The sequence below is a fragment of the Clostridium sp. KLE 1755 genome (genome assembly GCF_000466465.2).
GTDB classification, from domain to species: Bacteria; Bacillota; Clostridia; order Lachnospirales; family Lachnospiraceae; genus Eisenbergiella; species Eisenbergiella porci.
Genome location: NZ_KE992680.1, coordinates 2,921 through 26,958, shown reverse-complemented (window position 1 = coordinate 26,958; position 24,038 = coordinate 2,921). Strand labels below are relative to the sequence as shown.

The window sequence follows — 24,038 nt, the reverse complement described above, 5'->3', positions numbered from 1 at the left end:
TCTATTAATTACGAAACAGAAAGCGTGGTGTACAGCCTATGGTTTAATTCCGCCCACATTACCGTTGAAACAAAAAGAAAAATACTGTATAATGGAGGTAACACAAAAATTGGAAGTACAAATTACCAAAGAATACAAGGACAGGCTGTTCCGCCTGGTTTTCGGGGAAAAGGAGGATTTGCTTGCATTATATAATGCGGTAAACGAAAGCGCCTATTCCAACCCGGAGCAGCTTGCGATCGTGACGCTGGAAAACATGCTCTATCTGAAAATGAAAAATGATATCTCCTTCCTCATCGGAGATATCCTGAATCTTTATGAACACCAGAGCACCCTGAATCCCAATATGCCGGTCCGCGGCTTTCTCTACTTTGCCGAGACCTACCAGAAATACCTGATGAAGCATAAATACAGGCTGTACGGCAAAAAGCTCATTCCCCTTCCCCGGCCGAAATATATTGTCTTTTACAACGGCCTGGAGGATCAGCCCGACCGCGTTGAGCTGAAAATGTCCGACGCTTTTCCTCCTGCTTCGGATGCCGGAGAGCCATGCCTGGAATGCCGGGCAATTATGCTTAACATCAACGCGGGACACAACAGCGGGCTCATGGATAAGTGCAGGAAATTAAAGGAATATTCTATCTTTGTAGAAAAAGTACGAACGAAACTGCAAATGAATCTGCCCTTCGATGAAGCGGCAGATGCCGCCATCCGGGAATGTATTCAGGAAAATATACTGAAGGACATTCTCACAGCCCATCGCGCGGAGGTGATTGATATGTTATTTACGGAGTATGACGAGCAGGAGCACATGGCTTTTTTAAAGGAAGAAGGTCTGGAAGAAGGCATAAAAGAGGGAGAAAACAGGGTCAATCAGTTAATACGGCTCCTGATTGAGAACGGACGCAGCAGTGAAATAGAAAAGGCCGTTACCAGCCATGACTTTCAGGAAAGCCTGTTCCAGGAATTTGGCCTCTGATATTTGCATTATTTGCTGAAATAACCTTTCCCTGCATCTATCGCAGGATAAACGCATCCATCGACACAAAGCAAATAAATTCTTGCTTTGCAAATAATGGTAGTATATACTTAAAAATACAAATACCCCGGGCATTTATCACGGTTTCCGGGGACAGGGAAAGGAAGGAATCATCCCATGATTCGTTTTATCAGTGTGGCAGTATTTGTAGTTTTATTTCTTATCCTGAGCATTCCGCTTATGATCGCAGAGTGGATTATCGGGAAATTCAATATGGACGTCAAAAACAGGAGTTCCCTGGCTATTGTCAACTGGGCTTTCCGCTGGTGTCTGCGCCTGTCCGGCGTTAAAATCACCTACATCGGCGAAGAACGTGTTCCCAGGGATCAGGCCGTGCTTTACATCGGAAACCACCGGAGCTATTTTGACATCCTTATGACCTATGTCCGGGTTCCACGCCCCACCGGCTATGTTGCCAAAATAGAAATGTTGAAAATACCTCTCCTCAGCAACTGGATGAAGAACCTGCATTGCCTGTTTCTGGACAGGAATGATTTGAAACAGGGCGCCAAAATTATTTTAACCGCCATTGGAAAAATTAAGGACGGCATTTCTATCTGCATTTTCCCGGAAGGCACCCGCAACAAGGTTCCCGACACTTTCCTGCCTTTCCATGCAGGAAGCTTCAAAATTGCCGAGAAATCCGGCTGTCCCATCGTCCCTATTGCTTTGAATAACGCCGGTGATGTTTTTGAGGATCATCTTCCCAAGATAAAGAAAACCCATGTCGTCATCGAATACGGCGAGCCGATTTATCCCAATGAGCTTCCAAAGGAAGACAAAAAGAGGCTGGCGGATATTACGCTGGAGAGAATAAAAGAGATGTATTTTAAGAATAAAGAGCTGGTGTAAACATACCGTAAAATATAGTAAATTATCATTTTTGTCTTTTGTATACATAAAATTCCCATCAGACTCTGCAAATCCCTATAAGTACTGCATTTCTCTGTTAAAGCTATGAAATAATTTTTATTATCTGGGGAATGCTTGGAGAAGAAAAATGAATATAATCGCCCGCACGGCCGAACTGACCGGAACCCATAGGACTATTGGCAGACAACTGACAAAATACTGCGGTGAACAGATCATCTCATTTATGAAGTCCGGCGAAGAACTGAACAAGGCGGATATGAATGAAATAATCAGATTATTGGATCGATGGTGTCCGGGTCTTAACGATGAACTGCAGGGGTTTGCCGATGCAAGTAGTATACCAGTCTCGAAAGTTGCTTATTATGCAGGTACATATCTTCGTCCGTCATGTAGTCAAATTGCAATATCTGCCCAGAAAAGTGCAAACGGCCACCCTATTCTTGCACGGAGTTATGAATATCATCACGATTTAGAAGAATTTACACTGGCGCGCACATGTGCAGATGGGAAAAATGCTCATATAGGTACCTGTGTGATGATGTTTGGGCGGGAAGAGGGAATTAACGATAAGGGATTAGCTGTAGCTATGAGCATGAACACCGGACGCCAGATAAAAACCCGTGGGATGATGTACTGGGCAGCATTGCGTTCCGTGCTTGAGAATTGTTCGTCTGTAGACGAAGCCATCAGTTTTTTGAAAGAAATGCCCATTGCTTACAACATGAATATGCTTTTAGCGGATCATGGGAAAATGGCTCTGTATGAAACTATGGACGGACAAAATGCTTTTCGGTATGCGTCTTCCAGGGAACTTTCTTTGACTGCCACCAACCATCCGCTTCTTGAACCAATTACTGAAATTTATCCATATGCCGCTGTCCATTCTTTGCAGCGATATGAGAGAATCAATGCTTTTTTATCTAATCATCCCACAGTGCATCTCTCCCAATTAAAAAAATTCCTGCTCACTCCTTATCCCGAAGGGCTAAGCTGTATATATTATGAGGATTATTTTGGAACAACTAAATCGGTAGTTATGGATATTGAAGAAAAAACTTTGGAATTATGTTGGGGCGGCCAGGAAGAAAACGGATGGAACCGTTATGAGTTATCACAATCCCTGACTCCGCAGCAAAGGGAAATACATCTTACAATGGGCCGCGGTAATCCGGACATCTATAAAGAACAATCACTATGAATATCTGATCATTTAAGGGCATCCTGAATTTTTTCAGGATACCCTTTTTTACCACCTCAGCTTACCATTCTCATCACCAGTTACAGCCGGCCTATCCAATATCTGATATTTTAATCACACATATTTAAGCGCCGCTGTCGGAAAGAAGTATTCAAAAAACTCTAATACACGCTCCCTGCCTTCCTGACCAGTTCTTCCATCAGCCTCTCCATTTTCCCTACGACAGGATGCTTCTCCAGGCCATACTCCGCCGCCATCCGTGGAATTCTTGGAAATGCCAGCCATGTGCTTCCGGCCTCGTCCTCCCAGATGGAAATCCTGAGAGGCAGTTCCAGTGAAATACTCTGATCCGCCTGCATGAGACCCGTGCCAACCTTTGGTGAGCCAAATACCAATACGGTAGTCGGACGCAGCTCAAGCCCTGCATCCTTTGCATTCTGCGCATGATCAAACTTTGCAAAAACAGGTATCTCTCTGCCGGCAAGCTCCTTCTCCAGACGCTCCACCGTCTCCTCAGCCGGAAGCTGGCCCTCAAACAGATAAAGCTTATTATCATCGTAGTTCGTGGATAGTAAATCCCCGAAGGCGCCCGCGATGCGTCGGCCCAGATTTGTAAAATCAATTCCCTCCTTATTGGCCATCAGGGTAACGCATACCAGTTCCTTTGCATCCGTAAAGCGGCTCAGGAATGCGGAATATCCCGGAATCGAGCCCTTGATATCCATCAGTCCCCTGTGTTTATAGAACTGCCAGCCTGCCACTGCCGGAACCAACCGGCCATCGGGCAGCTCCCACGGCGCATAAACCTTTGCCCTGTTTTCCGGCTCATGAATCAGCACGGAACCGGCCAGTCCGATATCCCAGAAGGAAATATCCTGTGCGGATGCCCAAATATCCGAAAAGCCTCTTAACGCGGAGGAATCCGTACGTGGTATCAAACCTCCTTCTCCGTCATAGCTTGCCGCAGGCTCTGTGGGATCAATGTACAGCCGATCCTTCTTAAACAGCTGATGTACATTTTCCGTAAGAGAAACATCCTCATGCATAAAACGCCCCAAATCCTCCGCAAAGCCGGTATGGCGTAAACCAAGGTATTGAATCTGCCTTTTCGTAACAAAGTCATGGTAGCTCTGTTCCCCCGCCCTTTCCACAATTTCCGTCAGCAGAAGAAAATTCGTAGCGCTCTGCATCACCTCTGTTCCCGGTTTGAAGTGCAGCGGCAGAGCCTGAACCAAATCTATTAATTCTCCAAAGGCCCATGCTCTGTATGGATTAAAATCCTGCTGGAAGCGGTAATCCGGCAGACCCGTTGCATGGCGCAGCAGCTGAAGTATTTCAATTTCCTTCCAGGCTTCCGGAACCTCCTGAATCCATTTTCCTACCGTATCGGAAAGATCCAGCCTGCCGTCTTCATAAAGCTGCATAACGGCCACCGCCGCAAAAGCCTGGGAAATATGCCCCGCCGGCCACATAGTATTAGGGGAGGCCAGACGCCTCTGCTTTTCATCAGACATTCCGTATCCAACCACCCGCGGGATATACGGCGCCTGTACAATGGCAAGCGTAAGCCCGGGGATCTCATGCTCCCGCATAAAATCATATATCATACTGTCTACCGCCTGTCCCAGATAAGATATATCGCTGCTTCCCCGCATTTTCATTGTTGCATGCTCCCTTGTGTTCATTTCCATACCTTCCTTTCATTTTCCCAACCATTAATATGTTACACTTACAGCTTCCGTTTATTCTGTAACTTTATTAGTTACATTTAATATACTGTAATTATATCAGTTACAGATTAAAAGTCAAGTAAAACATAATAATAATTTCCGCAAAGCTAATTATTATTTTTCTTCAAAAGCAAATATTATGCTTCCGTAAAGATAAATATTATTTTTCCGCAAAGTAAAATATTATTTTACCTCCGACACATAAAAAGGGTATTCCAATACCTGAGCACACAGGCCTATGGAATACCCTTAAAGTCATTTCTGTTTTATTTTCTCTTCGTTCTTTCCTTAATCCTTCACGACGCCCTTCTGCAGCATCACATTGGCATATACAGCCATTTCACCGGTCGCCACAATGGCATAAGCAGTTTTTGCCTCATCATAGAAGGCAAACCTTTCAATATTGCCGACCGCCGCGCTTCCCCTGTCATCGTACCTGGAAATGATTTCTTTATATTTATCCCAGATAGGAGTCTCCACAGGATCCCCCGGCATTACCTCCATCAGGTTCACGGGATGCTCTACATAAGTATCAAGCGGGAATACCTGAAGGATGGCGTCCAGAATTTCCGGGACTCCGTGTCCGTCCAACCGAACTACCTTGGCATTTTTCCCCATGGATTCCACCGGGAAATTCCCGTCCGCAATTACAATCCTGTCACTGTGTCCCATTTCACACAGAACCTTTAACAGCTCCGGTGATAAAACAGAAGGAATTCCTTTTAACATAGCTGCCTCCAATCACCATTTCCTGATAGCTTCACAATAGTTCCGATAGGCTTCCTCCCAGCGTTCTCCATCCTGCGGGTCAAACCTGCGGATTTCTTCCGAAGCCTTAATTACACTGCGGATTTCTTCCAGACTTCCCACAGCGCCTTCCGCCATCAGCTGAATCGCCACGTTTCCGTAAACAGTGGCCTCCACAGGACCTGCATATACGGGACGCCCGCATGCATTTGCTGTCAGCTGGCACAGCAGCGCACTCTGTGTTCCGCCGCCCACCATATGTATCACGGGATATTCCTTTCCCGTACATTCCCTGATTTCTTCAAAAGCCATACGGTATTTCAGCGCAAGGCTTTCGTTAATGCAGCGTACGATCTGCCCTTCCGTTTCCGGTACCGGCTGCCCGGTACGTTTGCAGAATTCCCGGATTCTGCGGGGCACATTTCCTGAAGGTGCAAATTCGGGAGCGTCCGGATCGATCAGAGAACGGAACGGCTCCTCTTTGGCAGCCAGCTTTTCCAGCTCGCCGAAGCTGAATTCCTTCCCTTCCCGCATCCACTGCCTGCGGCTCTCCTGAATCAGCCAAAGACCGATAATATTCTTCAGGAAGGAAATTTTTCCTCCCACGCCGCCCTCGTTTGTAATATTAAAACGGGCGCTGTTTTCATCAATAATCGGCTCATCAAGCTCTGTGCCAAACAGGCACCAGGTCCCGCAGCTTATGAAAATAAAATCCTTTTCCCCTGTAGGCACGGCAGCCAGCGCACACTGGGTATCATGTCCGGCGCCCGCCACTACCTTCATAGGTTCAATCCCCAGCTCCTCACACAGCTGCGGGCTGAGTGTTCCCACGGTAGTACCGCTGGGAACCACCTGCTGCAAAAGCCTTTCAGGCAGGCCCAGCTTTTCTATCACCTCATCCGACCAGTTCTTCTTTACAGCATCCAGCATCTGCGTTGTGGATGCAATGGAATATTCGCAGCATTTCCCGCCGGACAGATAATAATTGAATAAATCCGGCATCATCAGAAGGCTGTCAGCCTGTTCCAGCAGTTCCTTTTTATTCAGCGCAAGATACAGGAGCTGGAATACCGTATTGATTTCCATAAACTGATTGCCGGTGATTCCATAAAATGTATCCTTGTCTATTTTTTCAAAGCTTTTATCCAGCATCCCATTCACTCTGGCATCCCGGTAATGCACCGGATTCCCCAGCAGATTCCCTTCCTTATCCAGAAGTCCGAAATCCACTCCCCAGGTATCCACACTGATGCTGTCTATCTTCCCATATGCTTTGGATTTAATCAGCCCCTGCTTGATTTCATGAAACAGGCGGAGAAAATCCCAATACATGGTATTCCCCAGGATGACGGGATCATTGGAAAAACGGTGCAGCTCCTCCACGGTTATCTTTTCCCCGTCAAAGCTTCCCAGCATGACTCTTCCGCTGGAAGCCCCCAGGTCAACCGCTAATACCTTCTTTGTCTCCATAGGCGGCTCCTTATTCTGATTCTTTGAAACAACAAATCAGGGCCAGGCGGACCTTCGATTCGTCTGACCCTGATGACCTGCTCCGGGATGTTATTTGTACATAGGGCCGTAAGTAGCACATGCACGGTAATCCTGGCCTTCCTTATCCATACCGAATGCATTCCATGCGGAAGGACGGAAGATCTTTTCTTCAGGCACGTTGTGCATGCTTACCGGGATCCTCAGCATGGAGCACATGGTAATCAGATCCGCTCCGATATGCCCATAGCTGATAGCGCCATGGTTTGCGCCCCAGTTATTCATTACATCATATGCTGTTGCAAATGCGCCCTTACCGGTTGTGCGGGGTGCAAACCAGGTGCAGGGCCATGTATAATCCGTACGTTTCCAGAGCTTGTCAGAAACCTCATCGGGAAGCTTCACCGTCCAGCCCTCTGCGATCTGGAGCATGGGCCCAAGTCCCTTTACAAGGTTCAGACGGATCATGGTAACAGGCATCTGGGCTTCCGTAACGAATCTTGAGGAGTAGCCGCCTCCTCTGAAGTATCCGAAGTCCGCTTCATTCCATGTGGTGGCTTCCATGATAGCCTTCTGATCCTCCTGAGTAATCTCATACCAGGGCTTCATCACATTGTTGCCGTCCTTATCCTTTGCCTGTCCGTTGGCATCCAGACATGCCGCGCCGGAATTAATCAGGTGGATAAATCCGCCCGCTTCCTTCGCTACGCCTTCTATCTCATAGCCAGTCGCTTTCTTAACCGCTTCCGGGCTCCAATAGGTACGCACATCTGCAAAAATCTGCGCCCGGTTGGTCAAAAGCTTCATAAACATCATTCCCAGGCCGTTGAGGACGTCATTTTCCGTCGCGAGTACATAAGGCTCTCTCGGTCCGTTCCAGTCAAAGGAGGTATTCAGCATCGCTTCCGCGAAATCACAGTTGGGGTAGAAATCCGTCCACTGACGCTGTCCCTGGAAGCCTGCCGCAATCGCATTATGGCCTACCATTTCCTCTTCACAGCCAACGGGCAGGTTCTTGTTGCCGTTCATCAGATCTTTGATGATACACATCATCTTAACAACGAACTCCCAGTCCTCGTCCTTCTTCTCTCTGGACTTCTGAACCTCTTCAGGATTTTTATCAAAGCCTTCAATGCAGTTTGCTTTTGTCCAGGCCAGCGCCTTTTCAAATTCTGCCTTGTCATAAATGCCTTCCGTCATACGGCGGATGATTTCCACCTCATCCACGGATTCCACACGCATTCCCAGATACTCTTCAATAAATGCGGGATCAATGATGGAACCGCCGATGCCCATGCAGATAGAACCAATCTGCAGATAAGATTTTCCTCTCATAGTGGCAACCGCTACCGCAGCTCTTCCGAAGCGAAGCAGCTTCTCCACAACATCCTCCGGGATATCCGTTGCGTCCGCATCCTGAACATCATGTCCGTAAATACCGAATGCCGGAAGTCCCTTCTGCGCATGGGTAGCCAGTACACTTGCCAGATATACGGCTCCGGGACGCTCCGTACCGTTAAAGCCCCATACGCCCTTGATCGTATTGGGATCCATATCCATTGTTTCCGCGCCATAGCACCAGCAGGGTGTTACGGTCAGGGTAATATCCACACCGGCCTTGCGGAATTTGTCCGCGCATGCCGCAGTCTCGCCCACACGCCCGATGGTAGTATCTGCAATAATCACCTTTACAGGCTCCCCGTTGGAGTAGCGTAAATTCTCTTCAAACAGCTTTGCCGCTGCCTTCGCCATATTCATTGTCTGCTCTTCCAGTGATTCCCTCACCTTCAGGTAGCCTCTTCTTCCGTCGATGGTGGGCCTGATGCCAATTACCGGATAATCCCCTACATATCTGTTTTCTGCCATTTCTTTCCCTCCTTGAAAAAATACCTTTACCGGTTTCCACAGGAACTTAACTGATACCGCTAAGTCCGTTAAGTTCAGTATATCATTGGCAATTTCTTTTTGCCTGTGTTATAATGGCAAAAAATATAACAATATTCACTTTTTTAAAAAAACTGTGAAATAAGTAAAAACAGGGGAAAACTCCCTGCAGGCCGTTTGTGAAAGCTCTGTATATATGGAGGAAAGCGTATGCATTATCTGGATTATAATGAAAAAATAGATCATGGGACACCGGATTTTCCCATTGCGTTTTATCATGTGGATGAGCATCATTCGCGGTATAATATGCCCTTCCACTGGCATAAGGAAATGGAGCTGATTCAGATATTAAGCGGTTCTCTCCGTCTTTATCTGGATGATGAGGAGATAAACGCAGGGGCCGGCGATGTGATTCTTATCGGGGAAGGCATCATACACGGCGGCGTTCCTGAGCATTGTGTATACGAATGCGCCGTTTTTGATTTAAATCCCACTCTCATGCATACGGATGCCTGTAAACGGTATATCCGGCTCATTTCCCGGCATCAGATACGGCTGTATAACTATTTTCAGGCGGGGGAAAGCAGGAATTCCCGCCTGCTGCAGGCAGCCTGCCGTCTTTTTGATGCGGTACGTTACCCCCATGCGGGAAGCGAGCTGAGAACATTGGGAGCTTTGTTTGAGTTTTTCGGCTGTATTTTTGAAGAGGAATATTATGTTCCCACAACGGAGGAGCCTTCGTCGGCCCCCAAGAAAATGGATCAGCTTAAGCCTGTTCTGGAATACATTGACGCCAATTATGCCAGCCCTGTCACACTTGCGGATCTGTCACGGATTGCGGGAATGACGCCCAAATACTTCTGCCGCTATTTCCGTACCGCGGTGCACCGGACTCCCATGGATTATCTGAACTATTACCGCGTGGAGCGCGCCTGCTACATTCTGAGCACCACCGAGCTTCCCGTCACAGAAATTGCCTATCAATGCGGCTTTAATGACAGCAGTTATTTTGTCAAAACCTTTAAGAAATATATGGGAGTGACCCCGAAGCACTATGCCCTGGGACGAGTTTGAAAAAAGACAGGATTTCCAAAACAGAATCTTTTATCGCATTTCCGGTAATACAGGCACTTTCTGAGCCTTTCGGATAAAAATGTAAAAGATCCTGCTTCAGAAACCTCTGAGAGAACCGGACATCGGTATTAATATGGATAGATTCCATATCGATATGTTTTATACATTTATATAGTAAATAATAACGTATTGCATTACATGTGTCAACTCTATAAAATCTTAGTTTTTCCGGTTTTCAGTATATAAAAAAATACTGTCCGGCTTCCTGTTCACCCCTCGGAAATGGACGCTGTTTCTTTATCTTCAAACTTAAAACAGACGCCTCCGGCTGCTGCCGAAAGCGTCTGTCATCACTGTTCTCAGATTTCGTACCAGATAATCTGGTTTGCTTCCAAATCCAAATCAAAGCCTGTTCCGTCACCCTTATATACGGTCGTGGACTGGGGTTCATAGGTGTTATTTACCACACAGTATTTGCCGTTTTTAATATAGGCATGTACTTCCACGTTATAGTTGGTACTGAACCACTTATTGATATTTTCTTCTTCGCCTGTGCTCCATAAAATAGCACGGTAGAGAAGCCTGCTGTTTTCAAAGCTGTAAGGAAGCCCGCTGATATATACGGCGCGGCCCTTGCCGAACTCATTCACCGCCAGCTTCACTTCTTTATCCTCGGATACAAGCACCTGTGCGTTTTCCAGCGCATAGATATATTTCCTTGATTCGCCGAAATCAATTCTCTCCTGAGAGTCAGCCGTAATGAAGTGGCTGTGGTTTTCCCAGTTGTATTTATCGTAGCCGAGTGTGAAGTCTCTCTCTTCCTCAACGCCGAACACATTTGCCAGCTGGAAGAAATGTCCGTTTGCCTGATGGCCGCTGGGTTCTCCCACACCGATAATGCCGCCGCCGTTATATACGAATTCCTTAATGGCAGAAGAAATTACCGGATTGCACCACCACTCACCGCCTGTCTGTGCGGTATCCGCATCGCCTACGTTGATGATGACATCAATATCCTTTAAAATATCCTTATCTTCCAGGATATCTTCAAAGCTGATGAACTTCACGTCAAACGGCGCGCCGGAAAGCGCCTCTATAATTCCTGCATAGGAGTAATTCTGCTTGAAGTAAATCGCATGATGCACCATATGATTTCCCCAGGCTCTCATTTTTCCCCAGCAGTTCAGCACTGCCACCTTCTTAATGCAATAAGGCGTAGTGCCCTTGATATTATCGTAAAGCTCCCTGAATTCCGCACATACGGATTCCACGTAATCCACAAAATCGGGGAATTCATTCGCCAGCTTCAGGTAACCGCCATAGCCGATGCGGTCAATGGGCTTTCTCAGAATCGCACGTCTTGCCGTTACCCAGTTCGTCTTTGCTTCCTTAACAGGATCGCCTCCCTCATGGAAGGTATCCGGGAAGAAATAAGGCAGAAGGCGGCCTTCCGTATATTTCACCCCTTCGATATCGCTGATCAGACGGAGTGTTGCTCCGTTGCCCACGCTTCCAACCACCGCATCAAGGCCGATGGTCTTAAACTCATCCATAAACGGTTCCGTTCCAATCCAGTGGTCACCCAGGAACATCATCGCCTCCCTGCCGCATTCATGGCAGATATCCACCATTTCCCTGGCAATCTTGGCGACCTCTCTTCTCTGGAAGGCCTGGAAATCCTTGTATTCTTTGGAAGGAATACGGTACTGGTTATTGTAATAGCCCTGATCAATGATGAATTCAGGCCGGAATTTGTAGCCTGCTTCCTTTTCGAACTGTTCCAGGATATAAGGGGATACTGATGCAGAATATCCGTACCAGTCCACATATTTTTCTCTGGCCAGCTCGTCGAATACCAGCGTAAACTGGTGGAAAAATGTGGTGAAACGCAGCACATTTACATACGGATGCTCCTCAATAAATTTGCGCAGGCGCTTCATGGTATATTCATGGGTTTTTGGCTGTCTCACATCAAAGGTAATCTGATGCTCCACATCCTTCCACTCATTTACCACCGCGTTGTACATATGTACCGGATCCCACATGATATATGCAAGAAAGCTCACGGTATAGTCATGGAAAGGCACGCTTTTGATTTCCACCTCTCCCGCCTCTTCATCATAGGTCCAGTCCGCTGTGGGAACCACTTCTCCCGTTGTCCGGTCGATTACCTCCCACCAACGTCTGATGTCATCCCTGCTGTTGGGGGTAAGCATATCAGGATACAGGCCTTTCATAAGCCTGATCCTCAAAGCTTCCCCGGCTGCCGTGTAGAACGGCGTCATTATATACATCTGCTGGATTTCATCAGGATTAGCCTTTGCCCAGGCATTATCCTTTCTCGTAGTATAATAGGTGGAATAAACCTTCAGTCCCACATCCTTTAACTCTACGGGAAAATCCGTGCCGTCGCAGTCACGCACCGCATCTGCGCCCCAGCGTTTGGATAAATCCAGTGTCTCCTGTATCACGTCTATATCGGTGGGAATTGTTACTCTCCCTTTTTCCTGACTCATATTGTGCCTCCTCTTCTTTAAATAAATACGGCATCCATGCCATTAACCTTTGATACCGCCGCCTGTAACACCGGCAATAATCTTCTCGGATAAGAAAATGTACAATAAGAATGTGGGCAAGAACACGATAACAACCGCCGCAAACAGTCCGCCGTAGTCTCCCGTGTACTTCATGGAGTTTACAATCTGGAGAAGGCCGACGCCTACAGGTGTCATTCTTTCGGAGCTTGCAAAGATCAATGCCATGAAGAATTCGTTCCACACACCCAGGAAGTTAAAAATAGTTACCGTAATCAGCGCCGGCTGTACCAGAGGCAGCATGATAACCCAGAAGGTTTTAGCCGGAGGGCAGCCGTCAATTGCCGCCGCTTCTTCGTAGGTCTTACTCAGAGTTGCGAAGAAGTTGAGCAGATAGGTTGTTGTATAAGGTACATTTAAGAAAATATACAAAAGTATCAGCAGAATCCTGCCCTTCAGATTCCATTTTGTGGAGAGTGAGAAAATAGGCATGATAATCATAACCGCAGGAATACTCATGGCAACGATCAGGCTGGATTTCATGACCTTGTTGCCGAGGAATTCAAACCTGGACAGCACATAGGCCGCAGGCGCGGAAATCAGGATTACGCCGACACAGGCCGTTATCGCATACAGCAGGGAGTTAGCGAAGAATACGGAAACATTCTGCGCTTTCCATGCGTTTGCATAGTTCTCAAAATGAAGGCCGCTCTCAAATTTGAATACTGATCCGGAGAAAATTTCCCTGGATGTGGAAAGGCTGGCGCCCAGAATCCATAATAAAAAGGCAGCTGTGAATATGATCCAGACAAGTACGATAATATATCCCGGAAGAAGAGATGCTTCTTTTCTCCAGTTAATTCTTTCTTTTACCTTAGGCTCTTTCTTTTTGCTCATAATCCACACCTCCTCTTAGAATTCCAGATCATCATCTCTGAGCAGTCTGTTCATGACGACATAGATAACAACAATGATGAGTGCCAGAATCACACCGGTAGCAGCACCTGCGCCCGCATCTCTTTTTGAATTGCCCTTGCCGCCGAAAACCGTATCATACAGATAAACAACGGGAACCGTGGTGGTAATCTCCGAATCCACAGGTGAAAACATTTTTGACCACAGGAAGAATGTGGTGGTATGTACGCTCCAGAAGGTAATGTTCGTCTTGGTAATTCCCTTCAACAGAGGCATTGTTATTTTACCGAACTGCTGCACCTTGTTGGCTCCGTCTATCGTTGCCGCCTCATATAAATCCGCCGGGATTCTTTCAATACCGCTGATAAATATCAGCATGTAATAGCCGACCGCACCGAAGATGAATGCAAACAGCATTGCCCAGAACTTGGTATCATTGCCCAGCCATTTTACGCCCTCCAGCCCAAATGTCCGAAGGATTTTATTGAGCATACCATAGTCGTTGTTGTAAACATACTGAATCCACATGGTTGCCAGGGCAACAGCACTGATAACGTTGGGAAGATAAATTGCAGCACGGAAAAACTTCTTAAAGCGGATGCCGCTTGTCAGTATAACAGCGAACAGAAGCGAAAAGGAAAGAACAATAATGCCGCCCACAAGCCAGATACGGAACATGTTCCACATGGAAGCCTGCCATCCGGGGCTGTTGAAAATCTTCTGATAGTTGCTCATACCGTTAAAGACCCAGGTGGAGGTGTCTGATGTCACACTTTCAATCTGGAAGAAGCTCATGATTACGGTCCTGACCACAGGATAAAGATACATGATGAGGAGGGTTAACAAACAGGGTAATATAAAACCTACAATTAAGGACTTATTTTTTTTCATTAATATGTCACCTCTTCTTGTCAAAAGAGGCGGCACCACTTCAGTGCCACCTCCACTTGATAAACCTGTTTAGTTTTTATGTTTTAGTATAAAGCGTCCATTGCTGCTGCGAAATCTTCGCCGGTAGCATATTTGCCTTCATACAGGCTGATGATGATATCCTTAAAGCTGGTCTTTAATTCGGAGTTATCATTCAGACCCATGTTCCAGGACAGGGGAGCTTTGGTAGCAACCAGAGCTTCTACGGTACCGCTCATGATAGCGGGTGCTGTATTGCTGGGGTCTGCAGGAATCTGATCCGCTGTATCAGCCATCTTCTGGTCGAATTCGCCGCTTGTTAAGAACATCAGGAAATCAAATGCTGCCTGTGCGTTCTCACTGTATTTTGTAATAGCAAGGGAGTTAGCGCCTGCATATGCATTGGAAGGATCCGCGCCGCCTTCAACTGCAGGGTAGTTGAACATTCCCCAGTTGATTTCTGTGCCGGAGTTGTTGTTTACTTCAGGTGCTACGTAGTTAGCGCAGACAACCATTGCCACTTTACCAGTTAAACCAATCTTGTTCTGGCTGGAAGGATATTCATCCGGAGCGCCGTCTGCAAGATATCCTGCTTTAACAAAGTCGATAATCTGCTGAGCTGCTTTTACAACGCCTTCATTCTTGCTCCAGCCGCCGTTTACAGCCAGGTCGGAGATTGCTTTTTCACCGATTACTCTGTCAAGATGGTAACCAAAGGTGAAATCTGCGTATGCGCTGTCAAGAGCCAGGGGCTGATAGCCTTTGTCAACCATGGTCTGGCATGCTGCAAGGAACTCATCCCATGTGGTGGGAACGGAGATTCCGCAGTCATCGAAGATATCCTGGTTGTAGAACACGCCGCCTACCTGAGGCTGCTCTGTTACACAGGGAAGGAATCCTGCCCACTCTGTTGCAACTTCATTGAAGCATGCATAGCTGGTTGCGTCATAGTTAGCTGCCTTAGCCATATCTGTAAGGTCATAGCAGTAATCTTTGTAGTTCTTTGCGATTCTGGAATAGTCATCTTCGAAGATATCAATCTTCTCATTGGATTCCAGAGCTGCCTGGATGATGGTGTTGATGTCACGGCCCTTCCACTCGATATTAATGGTTGCGCCTGTCTTCTCCTTGAAAGCATCTGCTGCTTCCTGGATTACCTGGCCCTGAGGCTCTGTGGAGTTCCACATGGACCACATTGTCAATGTAACGCCGCTGTAATCTGCTGCTCCGCTTTCTGCTGTCGTTTCAGCAGCTGCGGTTGATTCAGCAGGAGTTGTCTCTGCCTTAGCTTCCTCTGTGGCAGCTGCAGGAGTCTCTGCAGGCTTTGACTCAGCAGGCGCTGTTGTGCCGCTGTTGCCGCAACCTGCCAGCAGGCTTGTTGCCATAACAGCTGTTAAAAACAAACTGATGAATTTCTTTTTCATTTTTTTCCTCCTTTAGTTTGTGCATCATGTATCGTTTTTTGATAATCTCAGTATATCTTTTATAGCCAATCTATACAATCCATATCTTGCTTCTTTTTTTAGAAATATTGCTTTTTATCGCAAGATTTGTTAATATATTTTTAGTCATATACGTGCGCCATCAGATTTAACTGCTTGTTTTTTTAAACAGATTGCTTAATCACTTACTTTAAAAACCTGTGTTTTTTATATTTTTATACATCTTTTTTGCACAAATGTTTGCTTTCCATTGTTATCCGCCCGTTTTCAAGCGCAGTATTTCTAAAAAGAAAAGGAAAGACGGATTGCATGTATAAACTGAAAGATACCGGCCAACCATAAAGGAGAAATTTATGCCGATTACAAGATACCCCCTGGAAACCGGGGAAATTGATCCTATTAATGCAAAGCTTTTGTATGTCACGCATTCCATTTATGAAAACGACTGGCCCAGCCTGCCGCATATGCACTATTTTACTGAGCTTTGCTATATTAAAAAGGGTACGGGGAATTATTTGATTGAAGATCAGAACTTTCCTATTAAAGAGGATGATTTTATCATCATCAATTCCAATACCTCCCACACAGAGCGGTCTGTGGGGGAGATTCCGCTGGAATACATTATCCTTGGTGTTGAAGGCCTGAATTTTTCCTTCGGCGGGGAGCATGAGCACCTTATTTTCAACTGCAGACGTGATCATGAGGAATTTGCCTACTTTATGGATTCCCTGCTGGAGGAGATGGAGAATAAAAGGCCCCACTATGAGCTTGTGTGCCAGGATCTGCTCAACATGTTGATCGTTAAGCTGATACGCAGGACGAACTTTTCCTTTGAATTCGTTCCCTCCGTGAAGTCCAGCCGGGAATGTATCAAGCTGAAGCAGTATATGGAGGCCAATTATAACCAGAACATCACGCTGGATACGCTTGCCCAGGTATCCCATCTGAATAAATACTACATGGTGCATGCCTTTACCCGGCAGTTCGGATGTTCTCCCATGAATTATCTGATGGAGGTAAGAATAAAGGCCAGCAAGGAGCTGCTGGCCAGTACGGATTACAGTATAACGGAGGTTGCGCAGTCCTCCGGATTTTCCTCACAGAGCTATTTTGCCCAGTGTTTTCTGAAACACTGCCATATGACGGCCAGCGCTTACCGGAAGGCCTGTCAGGGCAGATAGGCTCCGGCAGGTTCAAAACTTCAGCCCATACTGTCCATCAAAGCAGGAAACAGCCCTCCGTTCCGTTACCTTGTCTCCTTCCCTGACATGTCCGACAAGCATTTCGCTGTTTTTATCCATCTGCCGCAGATTGGCCTCCAGAGCCTTCGGAGAATGGTTGGCATAGCAGTAGATACAGCCATTAGGACAGGTGTTATAGGCGCCGATGTCAATGCTTTCATAGCAGCCGCAGCCTTTTCGCTGCCCTTTGTCAGGCTTGAGCGTCACGCTGCCGCCCAGGATATCCTCTATGACGGCCCTGTCAATGCAGGAGGCTCTTCCCACGCCAAATGCGGTCAAATCCTTTGCCTCACAGCAGGCGCTGACCTGCACCCATATGCAACGCCGGTGCGGGCAAAAAAGGCCGCCAGCTCCTCCATTTCCGTTTCCGCCGCATCGCGCAGCAGGCTTTTCCTCCTGGCTTCAGGTTTCCCCGGTTTCTGCCAGTACCCATTTCCGGAGTATCTGTCCACAAAGCTGACAGTCACGCTCCGCATACAGCCCTGCAATTCCAGGCACAGCTGCCGGAACGCCTGTTTATGATATCCGATTCCCATTTCTTCATTTATAATAACAGGATCATAGCGCCAGATAATCCTGCCGCTTCCAATCTGTTCCGCCAGGCTGCGGAAGGTGCGGATAATTTCCTTTTTATCCCGCAGGCCCGGTTCCAGCGCTTTGCCATAGGGCGTAAGCGTAAACTGGAAATAATACCGGTAGCCTCTGTTGTCCAGTTCCTTCAGATAAGGCATCAGCGGCTGCGGATCCTTCGTCCAGAAAACAATGCAGTCCACTGCCTCCGGCGTCATGGGTATGCGGCCAAGCTGGCCCGCGTTAAACGGATTTCTCACCACCGCAGAGCCTTCACGGATCCGGTTCATAAACCATTCGCTGTATCTGCAGGGGATATCGGTTCTTCTGGAAACAGACAGAATCATGTCAGCTGCTCCACCACCTTTTCAAAGCCCATCCCATGGGAAGCCTTCACCAGTATCGCATCGCCCGGCAGAAGGAGAGCCGCAAGGCCTTCCAGAAGGCTTTCCCTGTCCGGAAAATAATGGATGCCGTCCGCCGGTTTTTTCACCGCTTCCGCCGCCTTCAGGGCGCCTTCGTACATGTGACGGGAAAGCTTTCCGGTACAGATCAGGCAGTCCACGCCTTTTTCCACGGCATACCCGCCCACGCGTTCATGCAGCTTCGCTTCCTCTTTCCCCAGTTCAAACATATCTCCCAGCACCGCCACAGTCCGGCCGTCGGCCTGAAGGAGAAGATCCAAGGCTGCCTCCATGGAAACCGGATTGGCATTATAGCAGTCGTCGATGACAACTTTATCCGCCAGCTCAATGATGTGGCTGCGTCCGCTGACGCCTTCCACCGCGGCAATCCCCTTACTGATTTCCTCCGGCGTAAGGCCAAGCAGGCGTCCTGCGGCAGTGGCGGCCAGGGCATTATATACCATATGTCCGCCGGGAAGCGGTATCTTCGCGTTAAAGCTTATCCCTGCCTTCCTGTCATGAATCACCGCCTCGCTTCCGAGAAGTCCCCTGCCTGCAATATCCGCCGCATAAATCCGGCAGCTTGAAGAAAGCCCGAAGGTTACCGGAGGCTTTCCTTTTACTTCTTTTATTGTGCTGAGCATGTCATCGTCACCGTTAACGCATACGGCGCCGTCTTCGCCCATGAAATCAAAAATTTCCGACTTGGCCTTCAGGATCCCTTCTCTGCTTCCCAGGAATTCCAGATGGCACTGGCCGATATTTGTCATGATACAGATATCGGGACGGGCAATGCGGCTTAAATTATGCATTTCCCCGAAATGGTTGATACCCATTTCCAGTACCGCAACCTCCGTATCCTCAGGCATGGAAAGCACCGTCAGCGGCACGCCGATTTCATTATTATAATTTCCCAGGGTCTTATGGACCCTGTATTTCTGCGAGAGTACGGAAGCAACGAATTCTTTGGTGCTGGTCTTCCCCACGCTTCCGGTGATGCCTACAACCTTCACAGACAGCTGCCTGCGGTAAAATTCCCCTATCCTTTTCAGGGCTTCAAAGCTGTCCTCCACCAGAATGCAGGGGCCTGCAGGCTGCTCCGGCAGCCGTTCGCATACTACGCCCAGCGCGCCGCCCGCAAAAACCTCCGGTATAAACCGGTGTCCATCCACCCGTTCTCCTTTTGTGGCAATAAAAAGAAAATCCTTTCCGGCTTTTCTGGAGTCGATCACCACGCCCGCCGCCTCGGCAGCAGGGGGCTCACCCGGGCAGATCAGCCTGCCGCCGCATGCCTGGGCGATGTTGGTTAAAGTCATATTTTTCATATACGTCCTCTTTTCCTGATCAGTCCTTTTGCGCCAGCTCCAGAATCCACTGGCACAGGTCTTCAAAGCTTATTCCAATGGCCTGGGCTTCCTGCGGAATCAGGGAGGTAGGGGTCATTCCGGGAAGGGTGTTGGCCTCCAGGCAATACAGCTTGCCTTCCTTATCCATCATGAAATCCATCCGCGCATATTTTTTGAGGCGCAGCGCCCGGAATACTTTTTCGGAAATGAGCTGCATTTCCCTGGTCTTATCCTCCGGCAGGTCCGCCGGGCAGGTTTCAATGGTGCTTCCTGCCTGGTATTTGTTCTTATAATCATAAAAGCCGCAGAGAGGGGCGATTTCAATTACCGGCAGCGCTTTTCCGTCAATGACTGCACAGGAAAATTCCCGTCCTTCAATATACTGCTCAATTACCGCTTCCTCATCATATTTGAAGGCTTCCTCCAGGGCGGCCTGGTATTCCTTTTCCTCATGCACGATGCATACGCCCACGCTGGAACCGCCCTTGCAGGCCTTGACCACACAGGGATAAGGCACTCTTTCCGCGCTTTCCTGTCCCTTTCTCACATGGATCCCCGCAGGGGTCGGAATGCCGTGGAAGGCAAAAAGCTCTTTTGCCAGGCTCTTATCCATGGACAGCGCAGAGCTGACGTAATCCGTTCCCGTATAACGGATTCCAAGCAGGTCAAAGGCCGCCTGTACCTTTCCGTTCTCCCCGTCCTCTCCGTGCAGTCCCAGGAAAACAACATCGGCCATCTGGCAGATCTCTATCACATTGGGGCCGAAAAAGCTCCTTCCGCCATCCTTTCGCAGCGCCTTAATCTGCGCTATATCAGGATTGCTTTCCTTGATTCCCCCTATGTTTTCAGCCCAGTCCACATCCTTTTCAAAAATGCCGGCGTAATCGTCTTCATATCCCAGATAGACATCCAGCAAAACCGCCTGGTGTCCCTTTTTCTTTAACGCTTCATAAATCATGCGGCTGGAGCTTAAGGAAACATCCCTCTCCGTACTGATGCCGCCGCCTAATACCACAATTTTCATGAGTCTCCTCCAATTCCTGTCTTTTATTTTAAGCTAAGACAGTTTTTCTCAGGAACTGTTATAAAATGCACAGTCCAGTTCCTTACTACCTTATTTTTCACAGGGCCAATTTATGTCAGATACCGCCCGTGCTTTTCAATTGTAGCATATCCGGGGCTATTAGAAAATGAAAAAGATGCTTTTTTTAAGGCTCACAGTGTTCTGGGGAAGGGCATGGAAATACCCGTCCGGGCCGCGGGAGGGCTGCGGTTCGGGCGGGTTGGGATTTGAACAGGGACCTGGATAAGGATTCAGGTATTAAAATTAAAAGCCGGTATCCCTGTATACAATTTTTCCGTTAATTATGGTGCACATGGTCCTGGTGAAGGTTTCCATGGGATTGCCTGTAAAAATAGCGATATCCGCATCCTTTCCTGGTTCCAGGCTGCCCACACGGTCAAATACGCGGCAGATACGGGCGGGATTACAGGTAATGGCTCTCAGTCCTTCCTCCAAAGGCAGTCCGGACTTTACAGCAAGACCCGCGCAAATGGGCAGCGACTGGATAAGGGATACGGGGTGATCGGTGGTAATTGCCACCAGCACCCCTGCCTCGTGCAGAACGCCTGCGGTTTTAAAAGCCATATTCTGTACTTCTATTTTGCTTCTGCTGGACAGGTCGGGGCCGACTATTGCGGGAAAGCCCTCTTTTGCCAGGTCCTCCGCGATGAGGTGTCCTTCACTGCAGTGGTCAAGTGTCATGGAGAGTCCGAATTCTTTTGCAATGCGTATGGCGGTATATATATCGTCCACCCGATGTACATGCGCCTTCAGGGGGATTTTCCCTTCCAGTACGGGCATCCAGCATTCCAGGCGGAAATCCGGTTCAAAATCCGGTTCCTGCCCCTTCGGGCAATCCTTTGTCAGGCGCATTTTTTTCTTACGGTATTGTACGGCCTTATGGAGCTCCTCCCGCAGGATTCCCGCGATGGCCATTCTGGTAACCGGGGATTTTTCCTGGCCGGAAAAATTAACCTTGGGGTTTTCCCCGAAAGCGATTTTCATAGCGGCAGGGGCCTTTACAATCAAATCATCTATTCGTCTGCCTTTTGTTTTAATAAAGGCAAACTGGCCGCCCACCACGTTGGAGCTTCCCGGGCCTGCCATAATTGAGGTAATTCCTGCCCGGACGGCATCGTCAAATGCGGCATCCATGGTATTTACGGCGTCTATGGCTCTCAGCCACGGCGTTACCGGAGAGACATTTTCATTGCAGTCATCTCCCTCCATCCCCTTTTTTTCTTCCGTAATGCCAACATGGCAGTGGGCTTCAATCAGGCCCGGCATCACCAGGCAGCCGGATGCATCAATGATTTCCGTACTGCCCGTGTCCGGGACTTCTATCCTTTCCGCCACTGCGGTTATTTTTCCATTTTCGACCAGAACGCTGCCCTTGGGGATAACCTTTCCCGTCATGGGAAGTACGCGTCCGTTTTGTATCAGCAGCTTACCTTCCATCTCAGCTCAGCCTGTTCAGCGGATTTACCGGCTGTCCGTCTTTGGTCAGCTTGAAATAAACATTGCAGCCTTCCACGCTGTAATATTTGGTAGGCTCCGCCACCTTTCCAATAATTTCCCCGGTGGTTACCACATCACCCTCGGCTACGGTAAGATCTGTCAGCTGTCCGTAGGTAAGCTCATAGCCGTCGCCCAGATTCATAATGACTGCGGTCCCGATTTCCGGATCCTCATAAATGGTGGTTACCTGTCCGTCGGCGGCAGCCGTAATGCCTTCTCCCTGGGTAGCGGCAATGATGATCGCCGGATTATATTTATACTGCTGGAGTGTGGCAAAAAAGACGGTCTTGTCCATGCTGTAATTCACGAGGACATTTCCCACGATGGGCCATACAAGGGTATCTGACTCGGAAAAATCCAGGGCAGGCACCGTATTCATTGCATCCTCGTCTCTTTTTGCAGTCTCATTCCCATCGTCTGTTTTTGCTATGGCATCGGACGCGTTTGCTTCCAGCGCTTCCTGTGATTCCTGTGCCAGCGCCTCCTGTTGCGCTTCGGCCTGTGCCGCCTCTGCAGCTGCCTGCTCCGCTGCCGCCTGCTCTCCGGCGTTTGCCGTGCTGCCAAGCATTTTCATGTCAGGGTTGTCCACTTTCCCGGAATTGGCCTCCTGAAAGCTGGGATCATAGTCCAGCTCACCGGCATCAGCCTGCTGTTCACCCAAATCCTGTGCTTCACCCGCTTTATCCCTGTTGGCTTCGTCCAGCGTGGTGAAATCCACAATATAATTATCCTCTTCTTTTTCCTGGCCTCTGTTTCTTACATACAAGCCGGTAGCGGTCAGCGCCGTCAGAACGAGGCAGCTGGATACCAGCATGATTGCTTTTTCTTTTCTAAAGCTTGATCTCCTTCTTCTTCTCATAGGGCATTCCTTCTCTTTCCTATTCATTTTGGCAGATGCCAATTATCAGTTGAAATCCTTCAAGCTTAGTCTTTCCGTTTTCCTTTCCATTATTCAGTTTTTTGTATTTCAACACCGTTAAAAAAATCTTTTAAAAGAGCCAGGAAATCCTCGCCCTGCACCGCCCTACGGTTAGCCTCAAACTGACAGAAACCCAGCCCATGCCCTACGCCGCGGCTTTCCAGCACTACAAGCCCCTGCTCCTCACTGATGGTAAAGCAGGAGGAATTCAGGGAAAAAAGGCTGCGGAATTTTTCTCCCGACATATGTATTCCCTCCGCATCCACCCACAGGACATAGCCGGCGCTGTCTCTTGTGAGGGTTATTTTTTCCGTTTTACTGACTCCCAGAGCCGTCCAGAATTCGTTTTTCTTTATGGTTGTTCGCAAGGTATAGCCTTCGGCTTCTATATCATGCTCGCAGTCCACGCTCACCAGATAATCATAGCCTTCGCCCAACACCTCCCTGCCGTTTCTCGTCTTTCCCGCACTGAGCCAGAAGTAGGCCGGTTCTATAAGCTTTCCCTCCCAGGTCAGATACATACCCTTTGTTTCTGATACAGCCCGGGAAATTTTTGCCTGATTATCCATAGACGAGCTTCCCCAGAGAGCTTCCCGTTCCCGCAGGTCCAGATAGTCCTGTCCGATTTCCCTGGCGGAAATCGTTGTTTCTTCAACCGATGCCCTGTCCTCATACGCCTTCATGCACATGGTACGGAGGATCACAGCCTGCGCCTTGAGCGTCTCTTCCTCACAGCCTGCGGGGATACTGGCCGCCAAAGCGCCTTCCACATAAACCTCCAGGGGGATTCTGCTCACTCCCGCGCTGCTTTCACAGGCCACCATGAATTTTCCTTCTTCCTCAAATACCGGAACGGTTTCATGGCCGCTTTCTCCTTTTCCGAAAAAAAGGCTGCATACATAGGGAAGCAGGAGTAAAAATAAAAGGACCGCACAAAGATCCAGCAGCCGCTGCCGGCCTGCGGAATTTCTGAATGCGGGGGAAAACGGCCTGCGGGGGGTGGGGCGGGTTTTCGGAAGTAACTTTTTTCTGTCCATAGTCATCTCTCCGCATTCTGCATATTTACTCCATTCTATGTCCCACCACCCATTTTTATTCGTGGGGAACGGATAAGGGCATGTGCCACGGCGGCTTGCTGTCTCTG

General features: G+C 48.3%; 20 protein-coding genes. 5 read left to right on the top strand and 15 right to left on the bottom strand.

Annotation, left to right across the window (positions count from 1 at the left end; genetic code table 11):
* Positions 1-109: 109 nt before the first annotated feature.
* The 3 genes from HMPREF1548_RS07315 (at position 110) to HMPREF1548_RS07305 (ending at position 3,110) form a co-directional block, all read left to right on the top strand.
* Positions 110-979 carry a hypothetical protein gene (locus tag HMPREF1548_RS07315; protein ID WP_051358333.1) on the top strand — a complete coding sequence of 290 codons (870 nt, stop codon included), beginning with the start codon at positions 110-112 and terminating at the stop codon, positions 977-979.
* A 177-nt stretch (positions 980-1,156) separates the two neighbouring features.
* Positions 1,157-1,891 carry a lysophospholipid acyltransferase family protein gene (locus HMPREF1548_RS07310; protein ID WP_021635280.1) on the top strand — a complete coding sequence of 245 codons (735 nt, stop codon included), beginning with the start codon at positions 1,157-1,159 and terminating at the stop codon, positions 1,889-1,891.
* Positions 1,892-2,039: 148 nt separating this feature from the next.
* Complete coding sequence (locus HMPREF1548_RS07305; protein ID WP_021635279.1) at positions 2,040-3,110, top strand: acyl-CoA--6-aminopenicillanic acid acyl-transferase; 1,071 nt, start codon at positions 2,040-2,042, stop codon at positions 3,108-3,110.
* Between the two features lie 161 nt (positions 3,111-3,271).
* Here the strand turns inward: HMPREF1548_RS07305 and HMPREF1548_RS07300 are convergent, their stop codons facing one another.
* The 4 genes from HMPREF1548_RS07300 to HMPREF1548_RS07285 form a co-directional block, all read right to left on the bottom strand.
* The gene (locus HMPREF1548_RS07300; RefSeq protein ID WP_035321503.1) at positions 3,272-4,795 is read right to left on the bottom strand and encodes a serine hydrolase; all 1,524 of its coding nucleotides are present in this window, start codon (positions 4,793-4,795) and stop codon (positions 3,272-3,274) included.
* 333 nt (positions 4,796-5,128) lie between these two features.
* Entirely contained in the window at positions 5,129-5,569 is a 441-nt protein-coding gene (locus tag HMPREF1548_RS07295; protein ID WP_035321502.1) for an RbsD/FucU family protein, read from the bottom strand.
* A 12-nt stretch (positions 5,570-5,581) separates the two neighbouring features.
* Positions 5,582-7,057, bottom strand: coding sequence for a rhamnulokinase (locus HMPREF1548_RS07290; protein ID WP_021635276.1), 1,476 nt, complete (start codon positions 7,055-7,057; stop codon positions 5,582-5,584).
* Positions 7,058-7,147: 90 nt separating this feature from the next.
* Positions 7,148-8,941, bottom strand: coding sequence for an L-fucose isomerase (locus HMPREF1548_RS07285; protein ID WP_021635275.1), 1,794 nt, complete (start codon positions 8,939-8,941; stop codon positions 7,148-7,150).
* A gap of 228 nt (positions 8,942-9,169) precedes the next feature.
* Between HMPREF1548_RS07285 and HMPREF1548_RS07280 the strand changes: the two genes are divergently transcribed.
* Complete coding sequence (locus tag HMPREF1548_RS07280) at positions 9,170-10,033, top strand: AraC family transcriptional regulator (RefSeq protein WP_021635273.1); 864 nt, start codon at positions 9,170-9,172, stop codon at positions 10,031-10,033.
* Positions 10,034-10,392: 359 nt separating this feature from the next.
* Here the strand turns inward: HMPREF1548_RS07280 and gnpA are convergent, their stop codons facing one another.
* The 4 genes from gnpA to HMPREF1548_RS07260 form a co-directional block, all read right to left on the bottom strand.
* Positions 10,393-12,549, bottom strand: a complete 2,157-nt coding sequence (gene gnpA, locus HMPREF1548_RS07275) for a 1,3-beta-galactosyl-N-acetylhexosamine phosphorylase (protein WP_021635272.1) — start codon at positions 12,547-12,549, stop codon at positions 10,393-10,395.
* Positions 12,550-12,591: 42 nt separating this feature from the next.
* Positions 12,592-13,464 carry a carbohydrate ABC transporter permease gene (locus tag HMPREF1548_RS07270; RefSeq protein ID WP_021635271.1) on the bottom strand — a complete coding sequence of 291 codons (873 nt, stop codon included), beginning with the start codon at positions 13,462-13,464 and terminating at the stop codon, positions 12,592-12,594.
* Positions 13,465-13,479: 15 nt separating this feature from the next.
* Positions 13,480-14,373, bottom strand: a complete 894-nt coding sequence (locus HMPREF1548_RS07265) for a carbohydrate ABC transporter permease (RefSeq protein ID WP_021635270.1) — start codon at positions 14,371-14,373, stop codon at positions 13,480-13,482.
* A gap of 83 nt (positions 14,374-14,456) precedes the next feature.
* On the bottom strand, positions 14,457-15,815 hold the full coding sequence (locus HMPREF1548_RS07260; protein ID WP_021635269.1) for an ABC transporter substrate-binding protein: 1,359 nt from the start codon (positions 15,813-15,815) through the stop codon (positions 14,457-14,459).
* Positions 15,816-16,186: 371 nt separating this feature from the next.
* Between HMPREF1548_RS07260 and HMPREF1548_RS07255 the strand changes: the two genes are divergently transcribed.
* Positions 16,187-17,014, top strand: a complete 828-nt coding sequence (locus HMPREF1548_RS07255) for an AraC family transcriptional regulator (RefSeq protein ID WP_021635268.1) — start codon at positions 16,187-16,189, stop codon at positions 17,012-17,014.
* 12 nt (positions 17,015-17,026) lie between these two features.
* On the opposite strand, the gene HMPREF1548_RS30440 is transcribed toward HMPREF1548_RS07255, so the two are convergent.
* The 7 genes from HMPREF1548_RS30440 to HMPREF1548_RS07225 all read right to left on the bottom strand — a co-directional run.
* Positions 17,027-17,353, bottom strand: coding sequence for a DUF1848 family protein (locus tag HMPREF1548_RS30440; RefSeq protein ID WP_021635267.1), 327 nt, complete (start codon positions 17,351-17,353; stop codon positions 17,027-17,029).
* Entirely contained in the window at positions 17,350-17,991 is a 642-nt protein-coding gene (locus HMPREF1548_RS07250; protein ID WP_021635266.1) for a DUF1848 family protein, read from the bottom strand. The genes HMPREF1548_RS30440 and HMPREF1548_RS07250 overlap by 4 nt, the downstream gene beginning before the upstream one ends.
* Positions 17,988-19,373: a UDP-N-acetylmuramoyl-tripeptide--D-alanyl-D-alanine ligase gene (locus HMPREF1548_RS07245; protein ID WP_021635265.1), complete on the bottom strand. Its 1,386-nt coding sequence runs from the start codon at positions 19,371-19,373 to the stop codon at positions 17,988-17,990. The genes HMPREF1548_RS07250 and HMPREF1548_RS07245 overlap by 4 nt, the downstream gene beginning before the upstream one ends.
* Before the next feature lie 19 nt (positions 19,374-19,392).
* Positions 19,393-20,418 carry a D-alanine--D-alanine ligase family protein gene (locus HMPREF1548_RS07240; protein ID WP_021635264.1) on the bottom strand — a complete coding sequence of 342 codons (1,026 nt, stop codon included), beginning with the start codon at positions 20,416-20,418 and terminating at the stop codon, positions 19,393-19,395.
* 303 nt (positions 20,419-20,721) lie between these two features.
* Positions 20,722-21,915, bottom strand: coding sequence for an amidohydrolase (locus tag HMPREF1548_RS07235; RefSeq protein WP_021635262.1), 1,194 nt, complete (start codon positions 21,913-21,915; stop codon positions 20,722-20,724).
* 1 nt (position 21,916) lies between these two features.
* Positions 21,917-22,834 carry a M23 family metallopeptidase gene (locus HMPREF1548_RS07230; RefSeq protein ID WP_055725878.1) on the bottom strand — a complete coding sequence of 306 codons (918 nt, stop codon included), beginning with the start codon at positions 22,832-22,834 and terminating at the stop codon, positions 21,917-21,919.
* A gap of 89 nt (positions 22,835-22,923) precedes the next feature.
* The coding region (locus HMPREF1548_RS07225; protein ID WP_021635260.1) for a SpoIID/LytB domain-containing protein at positions 22,924-24,038 on the bottom strand (1,115 nt) is incomplete at its 5' end.